The organism is Azospirillum sp. TSH20, from assembly GCF_003115935.1.
Classification (GTDB): domain Bacteria; phylum Pseudomonadota; class Alphaproteobacteria; order Azospirillales; family Azospirillaceae; genus Azospirillum.
This window is the reverse complement of record NZ_LGQU01000115.1, coordinates 1-12,899: the sequence shown is the minus strand read 5'-3', so window position 1 is coordinate 12,899 and position 12,899 is coordinate 1. Positions and strand designations below refer to the sequence as shown.

General features: G+C 67.1%; 12 protein-coding genes. 5 read left to right on the top strand and 7 right to left on the bottom strand.

The features are described 5' to 3' along the window. Nucleotides 1–62 precede the first annotated feature (62 nt). The 3 genes from TSH20_RS27815 to TSH20_RS27805 are packed head-to-tail and all read left to right on the top strand — an operon-like array spanning nt 63 to nt 2,889. Entirely contained in the window at nt 63–1,166 is a 1,104-nt protein-coding gene (locus TSH20_RS27815; protein ID WP_109155959.1) for a hypothetical protein, read from the top strand. A gap of 2 nt (nt 1,167–1,168) precedes the next feature. Beyond that, on the top strand, nt 1,169–2,479 hold the full coding sequence (locus tag TSH20_RS27810) for a hypothetical protein (protein WP_109155958.1): 1,311 nt from the start codon (nt 1,169–1,171) through the stop codon (nt 2,477–2,479). 35 nt (nt 2,480–2,514) lie between these two features. Then, nucleotides 2,515–2,889 carry a hypothetical protein gene (locus TSH20_RS27805; RefSeq protein ID WP_109155957.1) on the top strand — a complete coding sequence of 125 codons (375 nt, stop codon included), beginning with the start codon at nt 2,515–2,517 and terminating at the stop codon, nt 2,887–2,889. Nucleotides 2,890–2,898: 9 nt separating this feature from the next. Here the strand turns inward: TSH20_RS27805 and TSH20_RS27800 are convergent, their stop codons facing one another. Continuing rightward, complete coding sequence (locus TSH20_RS27800; RefSeq protein WP_109155956.1) at nt 2,899–3,801, bottom strand: DMT family transporter; 903 nt, start codon at nt 3,799–3,801, stop codon at nt 2,899–2,901. A gap of 154 nt (nt 3,802–3,955) precedes the next feature. After that, the gene (locus TSH20_RS27795) at nt 3,956–4,417 is read right to left on the bottom strand and encodes an Lrp/AsnC family transcriptional regulator (protein WP_247874545.1); all 462 of its coding nucleotides are present in this window, start codon (nt 4,415–4,417) and stop codon (nt 3,956–3,958) included. Between the two features lie 153 nt (nt 4,418–4,570). Between TSH20_RS27795 and TSH20_RS27790 the strand changes: the two genes are divergently transcribed. Next, entirely contained in the window at nt 4,571–5,611 is a 1,041-nt protein-coding gene (locus TSH20_RS27790; RefSeq protein WP_109155955.1) for a zinc-dependent alcohol dehydrogenase family protein, read from the top strand. A 46-nt stretch (nt 5,612–5,657) separates the two neighbouring features. Here TSH20_RS27790 and TSH20_RS27785 read toward each other — a convergent pair whose 3' ends face one another. From TSH20_RS27785 to TSH20_RS27770, 3 genes are all read right to left on the bottom strand, one after another. Then, the gene (locus tag TSH20_RS27785) at nt 5,658–6,860 is read right to left on the bottom strand and encodes a CaiB/BaiF CoA-transferase family protein (protein ID WP_109155954.1); all 1,203 of its coding nucleotides are present in this window, start codon (nt 6,858–6,860) and stop codon (nt 5,658–5,660) included. Between the two features lie 182 nt (nt 6,861–7,042). Continuing rightward, nucleotides 7,043–8,332, bottom strand: a complete 1,290-nt coding sequence (gene gabT / locus TSH20_RS27775; RefSeq protein WP_109155953.1) for a 4-aminobutyrate--2-oxoglutarate transaminase — start codon at nt 8,330–8,332, stop codon at nt 7,043–7,045. Nucleotides 8,333–8,355: 23 nt separating this feature from the next. Next, nucleotides 8,356–9,816, bottom strand: coding sequence for an NAD-dependent succinate-semialdehyde dehydrogenase (locus tag TSH20_RS27770; RefSeq protein WP_199231920.1), 1,461 nt, complete (start codon nt 9,814–9,816; stop codon nt 8,356–8,358). Between the two features lie 217 nt (nt 9,817–10,033). Here TSH20_RS27770 and TSH20_RS27765 point away from each other — a divergent pair, with 217 nt between their 5' ends. Next, nucleotides 10,034–10,600, top strand: a complete 567-nt coding sequence (locus TSH20_RS27765; RefSeq protein ID WP_109151829.1) for a cupin domain-containing protein — start codon at nt 10,034–10,036, stop codon at nt 10,598–10,600. Nucleotides 10,601–10,743: 143 nt separating this feature from the next. On the opposite strand, the gene TSH20_RS27760 is transcribed toward TSH20_RS27765, so the two are convergent. Next, nucleotides 10,744–11,574, bottom strand: coding sequence for an ABC transporter permease (locus TSH20_RS27760; protein ID WP_169054926.1), 831 nt, complete (start codon nt 11,572–11,574; stop codon nt 10,744–10,746). Further along, nucleotides 11,571–12,821, bottom strand: a complete 1,251-nt coding sequence (locus TSH20_RS27755) for an ABC transporter permease (protein ID WP_109155952.1) — start codon at nt 12,819–12,821, stop codon at nt 11,571–11,573. The genes TSH20_RS27760 and TSH20_RS27755 overlap by 4 nt, the downstream gene beginning before the upstream one ends. Between the last annotated feature and the right edge of the window lie 78 nt (nt 12,822–12,899).

The following is a 12,899-nucleotide window of genomic DNA, read 5'->3' as shown; positions in this document are numbered from 1 at the left end:
CGGCGCCGTAATCACCCGATCATCCGGTTCCACCATTTCCAGCAGCCACGGCCGCAGACACGATGCGTTCCCTTACCAATTTCGCCCCGTCCACCTTCGAGGAACGCGGTGCCGCGGTGGCCTTCACCACGCCGGTGCTGGCCCAGACCCGCGTGCGCAAGGACAGCCGCGACCAGTTGGAGGTGCTGGTGCCCAACCTGTCGGAAGGGCGCGGCGTCTATGTGGTGCCGTGGAAGTCGCTGCCGCTGGCCTTCCCGATGACGGTGCACGACCGGATGCTGCACGAGTTGATCGCCAAGGCCGAGGGCTGTTCGCCCGACGACATCCGCAAGGCGGTGCTGGAGGCGGCGCGCTGCGGGCTAGCCGGCGGCGGGGCGGTGGCGGCGGCCGAAGCGGCGCTGGACGACGACGAGGAGCAGCGGCTTCTCATCAACTATCAGCTGATCGTCGAAGCGCTGAAGGCGGTCGGGCTGGAATCGACGGAGATCCTGCGGGTCGGCCTGACCTCCGCCGAGGGGCAGAAGCTGACGCGCGACCTGATGATGAAGGCGGCGCAACGTCTGGCGCTGGAGCCGACCGAGTTGTATGGCCGCATCGCCGAGTTGGCGGTGCTGATGGAGTCGATCGGGCTGGCAAGCTCGCCCAAGCCGGCGCGGCTGCGGCGGCTGATGCGCGACCTGCAGGGCTTCCGCGACAGCATGACCGACTGGGCGACCGACAACGTGTCGGAAGCGGCGCCTATCGGCGGATTCTGCGCCGAGGTGGCGGAACACACGGTCAACCATGCCCGCAACGTCATCGGCCAGCTCGATCAGGCGATGGCGTCGTTCGAGACCCTGCTGCGCCAGTGGGAGACCAAGCGGGCGCTGATCCGCAAGGCGTCGAGCCGGCTGTCCTGGCTGCTCGACGGCTGGGAATACCTGATCCTGCTGTGGACCGACGCGCAGACCCAGGACCGCCACAGCCAGGACATGGCCGTCCACGACATCTTCCGCGTCATCCCCCTGCTGCCGAAGGACGAGGGCCGTGCCGACCAGTCGATGATGGCGGACAAGCTGATCTCCAGCCACAAGCGGTCGGTGCGCGCCTATGTCGACTGGCGCAGCGGCCAGCTGGACGTCGATCTGGTCATGCGGATCGAGACGATCAAAGGGAAGGCGGCCTGACCATGGAGATGAGGGATCTGGTCGCGCTGGGCGACAAGCTGATGGACATCGACGAGGCCAAGTTCCGCCAGGTCGTCGGCCTGCTGGAACAGATGAACGACCATCCCGACATCCAGCGCACCATCGCCGTCATCCGCCCGCGGCTGGTCGAGCTGCGGCTGAGCCGCCGGCCGACCCTGAAGCGCCTGTTCTGCGACCCGTTCGAGGATTTGTTCGAAGCACTCGGCAAGGCCGACCCGGTGCCGCTGAGCGTGATCGAGCGGTCGCTGATGAACGGCCTGTGGCCGCTGGTCGAGGCGGAGATCGGCAAGGACCGGCTGCGCGCCTACCGCCCCGCCCTGGAGGAGGGGGCGGAGCATAAGGCGCTGCGCGAGACGTTCTGGACGGAATGCGCGGCGGCGGTGGCGAAGATCGCCGAGGGAGCGGTGGCCGGACATTTCAGCGAGCCGCTGGACCTGCGGATGAACCCCAACCGGACGCGGGCACTGGCCGACATCGCCGTCATCCTGTCCATCGCGTCCGAGGTGGCGGAGCTGAAGGCGGCGCTGTCGCCAAAGCCGGTGCCGAAGCTGCACGCCGACCATATCGAGGCGATCCAGGCCATCGGCCGGCGGCTGTCCCGCGTCCGGCCGGACGCGCTGAAGATCTTCGTGCTGCTGGCCGCGTCGCGGCTGACCAACCCGTCGGCGCTGCTGAGCGGACTGTGGGACATGGATCTGGGGCAGAAATCGGCCGACCGCGCCGCGCTTTTCATGTCGCTGAGCGGCACGGTCGTCGCCCAGATCGAGGACCGCTCGCGGGCGGGACAGAGCGCCGGGAATGCGGATCGCATGGCGGTGGCCGATCTGGCGCTCGACCTCGTCGCCACCCTGGACGCCACCCGCGCGGCGATGGAGCAGAGCCGCAACAAGGAGTTCGACCAGCGGCTGAAACAGGTCCGCAGCTCCGTCCACTCCATGGTGAAGACCCAGGTGCTGCAGGATGCCGACGCCGGCATCGTCTCGGCCATCGGCGCGCTGGATGACGGCGGCGACGTCCGCGAGGGACGGGCGCAGCTTGCCCAGGCGGAGAACCACGCGCGGGCGCTGCGCAAATGCGCGACCATCGCCGATTCGCTGGGGCTGCGCGGCGAGTTGCGCGAGATGACGCAGAAGACCACCGCCTCGCTGACGGAACGGGCGCAAAAGGAACTGGCCGGCCCCGCCGGCAACGCCCGCACCGGCTATACCGCCATCCGCATGATTGAGCTGATTGCCGGGCCGGCGGAAGCGAATAAGATCATGGACGGGATCATGAAAGGCGGCCGGCGGTGAGTGTGCCGGCGCCTTTCGGCTTAGGGGAAGCGGTGATGGGATCGGGATACACCGGGTGGGAACTGCCGGCCGACGAGCGCGGCCGCCTGCTGGCCCAGGTCCCGCCGCGCTATGAACGGCTGGTCGCCGACCATGTCACGCTGCAGTTCGGCGCCGGCCCGCAGGACCCGCTACCCACCGCCACGCTGGCCGAGGTGATCGGCTGCGCCGACGACGGCGAGGGGGTACAGGCGCTGGTCGTCGCCATCGACGGCACCAGCGACCGGCCGGACGGATCGACCTACCACATCACATGGTCGCTGGCCGATGGCCGACGGCCAGTGGAGGCCAACGACGTCATCGGCGACTATGGCTGGCGCCCGCTGGATCCGCTGACGGTCAGGCTGGTGCCGCGCTTCTTCGGGGGATGAGGGACCGCCTCACGGCACCTCCGTCACCCCTTCGGCCACCACGCCGCGCTTCACGCGCTGCTCGCGATAGACGATGAACAGGCCGCTGCCGATGATCAGCGCCGCCCCCACCCCCATGCGGGCGGTCGGCGCGGTGCCCCAGACGGCGAGGTCGAGCACAACCGCCCACAGGATCGACACATACTGGAACGGCACCACCACCGCGGCAGGGCTGAGTTGCAGCGAGCGGTTCATCATGGCGTGGCCGCCCAGTGCCGAGACGCCCAGCAGCCCCAGCAGGAAGAAGCCTAGCCAGCCCGGCGCCTGCCACGACCAGGGCAGCGCCGCCCCGCCGATCAGGATGCCGCCGACCATCTGGTTGCCGACCAGCGTCAGGCTGGAGGAGGAGCGCAGGACGCGGGTTGAGATGACGCCGCTGGAGAAGATGAAGGCGCCGACCAACGCCACCAGCGACGGCAGCAGGTCGAAGCGGCCGGTTGGATTCAACACGATGACGACGCCGACGAATCCGACCAGAACCGCCACCCAGCGGCGCCAGCCGACGCTTTCCCGCAGGACCAGCACCGACAGAGCGGTGACGATCAGCGGCGCCGACATGTAGATGGTCATCACGTCGGCCAAGGGCAGATAGCCGACCGCCCAATAGAAACAGGCGACGTCCACCGTCATCAGGACCACGCGCAGGATGTGCAGCGGCAGCCGGTCGACGGCGAAGACCGCGGCGAAGCCGTCGCGCCAGATCATCGGCGCCAGAACCGCCAGCCCGAACAGGCTGCGCACCGCGATCAGCATGGCGACCGGATGGTCGGCCACCAGCCATTTGCCGAGCGCGTCGTTCAGCGTGAACAGCGTCATGCCGCCCAGCATCATCAGGATGCCGAGGCGGGTGTCGGTCGCGGGGGCCGCGGTCATGGACGGGATCCGGGGATGGTTTGAGGGCGTGATCCGCAGGAGCAGGCCGGAGGCCTGGGCGGGCAGCGATTTTGCTGGATTGGCGGACGAACGCAACCCCCGCCCGGCGGGCAGGAGCGATGCGAAAATTCCATCGGCTGCGAGAGCCGGACCGTCAGCGGAAGGGCTCCGCCAGAACGGGCAGCCGGTTCGTCGCCTTCATCTCCCGCAGGGAGAGGTTGGACCGGATGCTGGCGACGCCCGGAAGCTTTCGCAGCACCGTGTCGACGAACCTGCTGTAATCGTCGAGATCGCGGGCGACGACGATCAGCAGAAAATCCGCCTCTCCGGTGGTGTTGTGGCAACCCAGCACATAGGGGCAGGCCTGGATGACCGCCTCGAACGCCGCGGTCACCTCCTCGCCATGCTGCGTGCAGACGATCTGCACGAAGGCCATCACGCCGAAACCCAGCTTCCGGCGGTCGAGCACCGCCTGATAGCCCTTGATGACCCCGCTGTCCTCCAATCGTTTCTGACGGCGCCAGCAGGATGCCTCGCTCAGCGCCAGCTGCTCGGCAAGCTTGGCGTTGGACAGCCGGCCATCCTGCTGCAGCCGGTCCACGATCGTGGCATCCATTTTATCGAGCGCGTCCATACCGGCGAATTCCTTCAAGAAAGCCGATTTTCCCGAAAAACCCTTTCATATCTCGGGAACGCCCTGTCTTCAATTGAAAGGCAATTTCAGCGGCTTCGCCGTAGAATGCCGGGAAAATCCAGCAGGAGAATCCCGATGAAAGCGGTGGTCTACGAGGCGTTTTCCGCACCGCCCCAAATCATGACCGTGCCCGATCCGACGCCGGAGCCGCATGGCGTCGTCGTCAAGGTGATGGCAACCGGGGTTTGCCGCAGCGACTGGCATGGCTGGGTCGGCCATGACACCGACATCCGGCTTCCCCATGTGCCCGGTCATGAGCTGGCCGGCATCGTCGAGGCGGTCGGCAAGGATGTGACGAAATGGAAGGTCGGCGACCGGGTGACGGTCCCGTTCGTCGGCGGCTGCGGCGCCTGTCCCGAATGCCATTCCGGCAATCATCAGGTCTGCGACCGGCAGTTCCAACCCGGCTTCACCCACTGGGGGTCCTTCGCGCAATATGTCGGCCTGCATCAGGCGGACATCAATCTGGTGCGGTTGCCGGAGACGATGGACTTCACCACGGCCGCCAGCCTCGGCTGCCGCTTCGTGACCTCCTTCCGCGCCGTCGTCGATCAGGGCAAGACATCCGCCGGACAGTGGGTGGCGGTTCACGGCTGCGGCGGCGTCGGCCTGTCGGCAATCATGATCGCCAACGCGGTGGGCGCCAATGTCATCGCCATCGACATTTCGGAAGACAAGCTCGACATGGCCCGAGCACTCGGCGCGGCCGCCACGGTGAACGCGTCGGAGGTCGGTGAGGTCGCCGAGACGATCCTCGAGATCACGCGCGGCGGCGCCCATGTCTCGCTCGATGCGTTGGGACACCCCACCACCTGCTTCAATTCGATCAGCAACCTGCGCAAGCGGGGCAAGCATGTGCAGGTCGGCCTGATGCTGGCGGAAAACAGCACGCCGGCCATCCCGATGAGCCGCGTCATCGCCCAGGAGTTGGAAATCCTCGGCAGCCACGGCATGCAGGCTTACCGCTACGACGCCATGCTGGAGATGATGCGCTCCGGCAAGCTGGCACCGGAGAAGCTGATCGGCAGAACGATCACGCTGGAGCAGTCCATCAACGCCCTGATGGCCATGGACAGGTTCGAGGGCGCCGGCGTGACCGTGGTGACAGAGTTCTGATCGGGCAGCCGGAAAGTCGGCGCTTTCCGGCTCCCCACTCCTGCGATCAGATCACGCCCTTCTCGCGCAAGGCCGCGATGTCGGCCTCGCTTAGGCCGAGGGATTCCGCCAGCACCGTGTCGGTGTGCTGGCCCAGCGTCGGCGGGGCGGTGTCGTGCACCAACGGGGTGCCGCTGTAACGGATCGGGCTCGCCACCGTCGGCACGCTGCCCTGGGTCGGGTGCGGCAGATCCTGGTGGATGTTGCGGGCCTTCACCTGCGGGTCCTCGAAGACCGCGGTCAGGTCGTTGATCGGGCCGCAGGGCACGCCGACCCCTTCCAGTGCGGCCAGCCAGTCGTGGCTGTCGCGGGTGCGGATCAGCTCCTCCAGCAAGGCCACCAGCTCCTTGCGATTGGCGACGCGGGCCGGGTTGGTGGAATAACGCTCGTCCTTCGCCAGATCGGGACGGCCGGCGACCGTGCAGAACTTGGCGAACTGGCCGTCGTTGCCGACCGCCAGGATGATGTAGCCGTCGCGGGTGGCGAAGGCCTGATAGGGCACGATGTTCGGGTGGGCGTTGCCGAGCCGCTGCGGCGCCTTGCCGCCGACCAGACAGTTCATCGCCTGATTGGCCAGCACCGCCACCTGCACGTCAAGCAGGGCGAGGTCGACCTGCTGCCCCTCGCCGGTGCGGTCGCGGTGGGCGAGCGCGCCCATGATGCCGATGGTGGCATAGAGGCCGGTGAAGATGTCGGTCACCGCGACGCCGACCTTGACCGGGCCGCCGCCCGGCTCGCCGTCGGGCTGGCCGGTGATGCTCATCAGCCCGCCCATGCCCTGGATCATGAAGTCGTAGCCGGCGCGGTTGCGGTACGGCCCGGTCTGGCCGAAGCCGGTGATCGAGCAATAGACCAGCCGCGGGTTGACCGCCTTCAGGCTGTCATAGTCGAGGCCGTACTTGACCAACCCGCCGACCTTGAAATTCTCGATGACGACATCGGCCTGGGCGGCGAGCTTGCGGACAAGCTCCTGCCCTTCCGGACGCTCGAAGTCGATGGTGATGGAGCGCTTGCCGCGGTTGGTCGACAGGAAATAGGCCGACTGGTCGCCGGCCCAGGGCGGACCCCAGGCACGGGTGTCATCGCCCGCACCCGGCCGTTCCACCTTGATCACGTCGGCGCCGAGATCGGCCAGCGTCTGCGCCGACCACGGCCCGGCCAGCACGCGCGACAGCTCCAGCACCCGGATGTGCGACAAGGGTCCGGCCAAGGTCTTCCTCCTGTTGGTTTTTTATCGCCCTCTCCCGTCCCGGGAGAGGGAGGGCCCCGCCGAAGGCGGGAGGGTGAGGGGTGATCCAAGGAACCGGAAGCGCATGGTTCCTTGCACTACCCCTCACCCTTCCCAAGCTTCGCTTGGGCCCCTTCCCTCTCCCGGGACGGGAGAGGGAGCAATTACGCCGACACCAGTTCTTCCAGCGAACGCTCGATGATGTCCAGGCCTTCATCGACCAGGGCATCCGAGGCGGTCAGCGGGACCAGGATGCGGATGACGTTGGCGTAGGTACCGCAGGACAGCAGGATCAGGCCCTTTTCCGCCGCCTTGGCGACCAGCGCCTTGGTCAGGTCGGCCGCCGGCTCCTTGGTCTCGCGGTCGGTCACCAGTTCCATGGCGACCATGGCGCCCAGGTTGCGGACGTCGCCGATCACCGACAGGCTGTTGCGCTGGGCCATGGTGCGGAAGCGGCCGGCGATGCGCTCACCGAGCTTTTCGGCGCGCTCGATCAGCTTCTCTTCCTCGATGACGTCGATGACGGCCAGCGCGGCGGTGGTCGCCAGCGGGCTGCCGGCATAGGTGCCGCCCAGGCCGCCGGGGATCGGCGCGTCCATCAGCGCCGCCTTGCCGGTCAGCGCCGACAGCGGGAAGCCGCCGGCCAGGCTCTTGGCCATCGTGATCAGGTCCGGCTCGATCCCGGCATGCTCGACGGCGAACATCTTGCCGGTGCGGGCGAAACCGGTCTGGATTTCGTCGACGATCATGACGATGCCGTGCTTGTCGCAGACCGCGCGGATCGCCTGCAGGAAGGACGGGCTGGCGATGTTGAAGCCGCCCTCGCCCTGCACCGGCTCGATGATGATCGCGGCGACGCGGGCCGGATCGACGTCGGACTTGAACAGATTGTCCAGCGCCTTCAGGCTCTCCGCCTCGCTGATGCCGCGGTAGGCGTTGGGGAACGGCACGTGGAAGATCTCGGCCGGGAAGGGACCGAAGCCGACCTTGTAGGGCACGACCTTGCCGGTCAGGCCCATGGTCAGCAGCGTGCGGCCGTGGAAGCCGCCGGAGAAGGCGACGACGCCGGGACGGCCGGTGGCGGCGCGGGCGACCTTGACGGCGTTCTCGACCGCCTCGGCGCCGGTGGTGAAGAAGGCGGTCTTCTTCGGGGTCGGGCCGGGGACCAGCGCGTTCAGCTTCTCCGCCAGCTCGACGAAGCTGTCATAGGGCGTGACCATCGCGCAGGTGTGGGTGAAGCGCTCCAGCTGCGCCTTCACCGCCTCCATCACCTTCGGGTGGCGGTGGCCGGTGTTCAGCACGGCGATGCCGCCTGCGAAGTCGATGAAGCGCTTGCCCTCAATGTCCCACATCTCGGCGTTTTCAGCGCGGTCGATGTAGAAGGGCATGCCGGCGGAAATGCCACGGGAGACGGCGGCCTCGCGACGGGCGACGAAGGACTGGTTGGTGCTCATGGTCTTCTTTCCTTTGACGACGGTCAGGCGCCGAGGCCGACGCAGAGATATTTGACTTCCATGAAATCATCGAGGCCGTACTTGGAGCCTTCGCGGCCGATGCCGGACTCCTTGACGCCGCCGAAGGGGGCCACCTCGGTCGAGATGATGCCTTCGTTGATGCCGACGATGCCGTATTCCAGCTGTTCCGCCACGCGCCAGACGCGGCCGATGTCGCGGCTGTAGAAATAGGCGGCGAGTCCGAACTCGGTGTCGTTCGCCATGCGGATGGCGTCCTCTTCCGTCTCGAACTTGAACAGCGGGGCGACCGGGCCGAAGATCTCCTCGCGGGCGACGCGCATCTCGGTGGTGATGCCGGTCAGGATCGTCGGCTCGAAGAAGGTGCCGCCCAGCGCGTGGCGCTTGCCGCCGAGAGCGACCTTGGCGCCCTTCTCCAGCGCATCGCCCATCAGCTCTTCCACCTTGGCGACGGCGTCGGCGTTGATCAGCGGACCCTGGGTGACGCCCGGCTCGGCGCCGTTGCCGACCTTCAGCGCCTTCACGGCTTCGGCCAGCTTGGCGGCGAAGGCGTCATAGACGCCGGCCTGGACCAGCAGGCGGTTGGCGCAGACGCAGGTCTGGCCGGCGTTGCGGTACTTTGACGCCATGGCGCCCTTGACCGCCTCGTCCAGATCGGCGTCGTCGAAGACGATGAAGGGGGCGTTGCCGCCCAGCTCCAGCGACACCTTCTTGACCGTGCTGGCGGCCTGCCGCATCAGCAGCTTGCCGACCTCGGTCGAGCCGGTGAAGCTGACCTTGCGGACGATCGGGCTGTGGGTCAGCTCATGGCCGATGGCGACCGGATCGCGGCCCATGACGATGTTGAAGACACCGGCCGGGAAACCGGCGCGCTCCGCCAGTTCGGCCAGCGCCAGCGCCGACAGCGGGGTGTCCTCGGCCGGCTTGACCACCACGGTGCAGCCGGCGGCCAGCGCCGGAGCCACCTTGCGGGTGATCATGGCGTTCGGGAAGTTCCACGGCGTGATCGCCGCGACGACGCCGATGGCCTCCTTCAGGACAACGATACGCTTGTTGGCGGCGAAGCTGGGGATGACGTCGCCATAGGCGCGCTTGCCCTCCTCCGCGAACCACTCGATGAAGGAGGCGCCATAGACGACCTCGCCGCGCGATTCCGTCAGCGGCTTGCCCTGCTCTGCGGTCATCAGCTGGGCCAGATCCTCCTGGGCGGCGAGGATCAGGTCGTACCAGCGGCGCAGGATGGCCGCGCGCTCCTTGGCGGTCTTGGCCTTCCACGCCGGCAGGGCGGCGTTTGCGGCGTCGATCGCCTCGCGCGTCTCGGCAGCGCCCATGTCGGACACTTCGGCGATGACGGCGCCGGTGGCGGGGTTGGTGACCGGGAAGCTCTTCCCGGAATCGGCCGCGCGCCACGCACCGTTCACGTAGCCCTTGGTTCGGAGAAGGCCCTGGTCGTTCAGCGACAGCATGTTCGATCCGCCCTGCATGAAGATTGTGGAACCGTCCGGCCGCGCCCGGTGGAAATGTCCTTGCCAATCAAGGATTTCCGTCACGGGGGCCTGGACCTTGGACAGAAGCCTACCATGTTTAATAAATTAAACAACCCCTGTTTAGCTGTTCATATTCTGATGACGGGGTTGCACGAATGGGCTATTGCGTTAACGGATGTGGAGCAGGAGTCCCGTGATGGAATTCGACGTCGGCGCAAGGTTGAAGCAGATCCGCGAACAGCATGGACTGTCGCAGCGGGCGCTCGCCCAGCGGGCCGGAGTGACCAACGGCACGATCTCCCTGATCGAGCAGAACCGCAGCAGCCCATCGGTATCGTCGCTGCGCAAGGTGCTTCAGGGCATCCCGATGACTCTTGCCGAATTCTTCTCCTCCGACGATCTGCCGCCGCCCGAGCAGATTTTCTTCAAGGGCGACGAACTGATCGAACTGGCTGATGAGTTGAAGGGCACCGTCGGCCGGATTTCCTTCCGGCAGGTCGGCGACCTGCGCAGCCGCAACCTGCAAATCCTCCACGAACGCTACGCTCCCGGCGCCGACACCGGCCGCACCATGCTGCAGCACGAGGGCGAGGAGGGCGGCATCGTCATCAAGGGTCAGATCGAGCTGACCGTGGGCGACCGCAAGCAGTTGCTCGGTCCCGGCGATGCCTATTTCTTCGACAGCCGCGTGACGCACAGGTTCCGCAACATCGGCGAGGAAGAGTGCGAGCTGATCAGCGCCTGCACGCCGCCGTATTTGTGAGGGGCGGATTCTTGGCAGGTTAGACCCCCACCTAGCCTCCCCCGCTGAGCGGGGGAGGGACTGCCGCCGCTCTCCCGCTTCAGCACTTGCCCCCTCCCCCGCCCAGCGGGGGAGGGTTGGGGTGGGGGTCATGAGCGACCACTTCAGCCCACATTCCCCTTCAGCCGCTCGTTGCGCCGGCGCAGGATTTCCAGCGTCGACAGCATGAAGACCGAGATCACCGTCAGCACCACCGCCACCGCGGTGATGGTCGGGCTGATGTTCTCGCGGATGCCGCTGAACATCTCACGCGGCAAGGTGCGCTGCTCAGGTCCCGCAAGGAACAGCACCGTCACCACCTCGTCGAAGCTGGTGGCGAAGGCGAACAGCGCGCCCGACGCCAGACCCGGCAGGATCAGCGGCAGGATCACCTTGCGGAAGGTCAGCAGCGGCGGCGCCCCCAGCGAGGCGGCGGCGCGGGCCAGCGTCATGTCGAAGCTCTGCAGCGTCGCCGACACGGTGATGACGACGAAGGGCGTCGCCAGCGCGGTGTGGACCAGGATCAGGCCCAGATAGTTGCCGGTCAACCCCAGCGGCGCGAAGAAGAAATAGACGCCGACCGCGGTGATGACCACCGGAACCACCATCGGCGACAGCACGACGGCCAGGATCAGCGGCTTCCACTTGCTCTTCCACTGGGCCAGCCCCAGCGAGGCCAGCGTGCCCAGCGCCATCGACAGCATGGCCGACGACACGCCGATGATGAAGCTGTTCTTCAGCGAATTCATCCAGCGCGCCGAATTGAGGAATTCCTCGTACCAGCGCAGCGACAGGCCGGGCAACGGGTAGGTCAGGTAGGTGCTGGAGCTGAAGGACAGCGGCACGATCGCCAGGATCGGCGCCATCAGGAAGATGAACACCAGCGTGGAGGCGACGATCGTGGCGATCCAGGCGATGCGCTGGCTGGCGGTTTGGGGGGAATGGTTCGCGCTCAATTCTTCAGACCTCCCGTCGTCTGGCGGCCGAGCGCCAGCTTGCCGTAGACCAGCGCCAGCACCAGCGTGGAGAGCAGCAGCACCGCACCCAGCGCCGAGGCGAGGCCCCAGTTGACCGTTTCCGTGGTGTAGAAGGCGATGAAGGACGAAATCATCTGGTCGGCGGCCCCACCGACCAGCGCCGGCGTGATGTAGTAGCCGATGGCCAGGATGAAGACGAGCAGGCAGCCGGCGCCGATCCCCGGAATGGTCTGCGGCAGGTAGATGCGCAGGAAGGCGGTCATCGGCGGCGCGCCGAGCGAGGCGGCGGCCCGCATGTAGGCCGGCGAGATGCCGCGCATGACGCTGTAGAGCGGCAGGATCATGAAGGGCAGCAGCACATGGGTCATCGCCATGTAGACGCCGAACCGGTTGTAGATCAGCCGCATCGGCTCGTCGATGACGCCCAGCCATTGCAGGGAGCCGTTGACGATGCCCTCGCTCTGCAGGATCACGATCCAGGCGCAGGTGCGCACCAGCAGCGAGGTCCAGAAGGGCAGCAGCACGAAGATCATCAGCAGGTTCGACCGGCCGGTCGGCAGGTTCGCCAGCAGATAGGCCACCGGGAAGCCCAGGATCAGGCAGAGCGCCGTGACGCCGAAGCCGATGGTGAAGGTGCGGACGAAGACCTCGCGGTAGATCGACTGGTCCGCCGGGGCCTGGACGATGGCGCCGTCGGCGTTGCGGGTCAGGTCGACCGCGGCCAGCAGGTAATAGCTGGTGACCGGGCCGCTGGCGCTCTTGATCGCGGTCCAGCTCTCGCGTTCGCCCCAGGCCGGGTTGATGCCGATCAGCGTCTCCTTGGCGGTGCCGGGTGCCGGCTGCTCCTTCAGCTTGCGACCGGTGGAGAGCAGCGTGGTGCGATAGCCGTTGACGATGTAGTTCAGCCGCTTGGCGGCGACGGCCAGCGTGCCGGCGTCATACGCGGTGCGGAGGTCGGCGGCGAGCGCGGCGAAGGCGGCCTCGTCGGGCAGCCCCTGGCCGTTCCAATGCTCCAGCGCCGCCACGGTCTGCGGCATCGCCTGCGGCACCTCCCAATCGTCCACCGACTTCCAGATCATGCCGGCGAGCGGCACGACGAAGGTGAACAGCAGGAAGGCCAGCAGCGGCAGCACCAGGCCCAGCGCACGGAACTGCCGGGCCCGCTCGGCCCGTTTCAATCGACGCTTCAACGGCACGTCGGCGCCGGCAACGAAGGCGGCTGTCATCGGCATTGTCCTGTTGAGAAGACGCAGTGGGTGCTTACGCACTTGCGCACCATCCCCTCTCCCCCCCCCCCCGGGGGG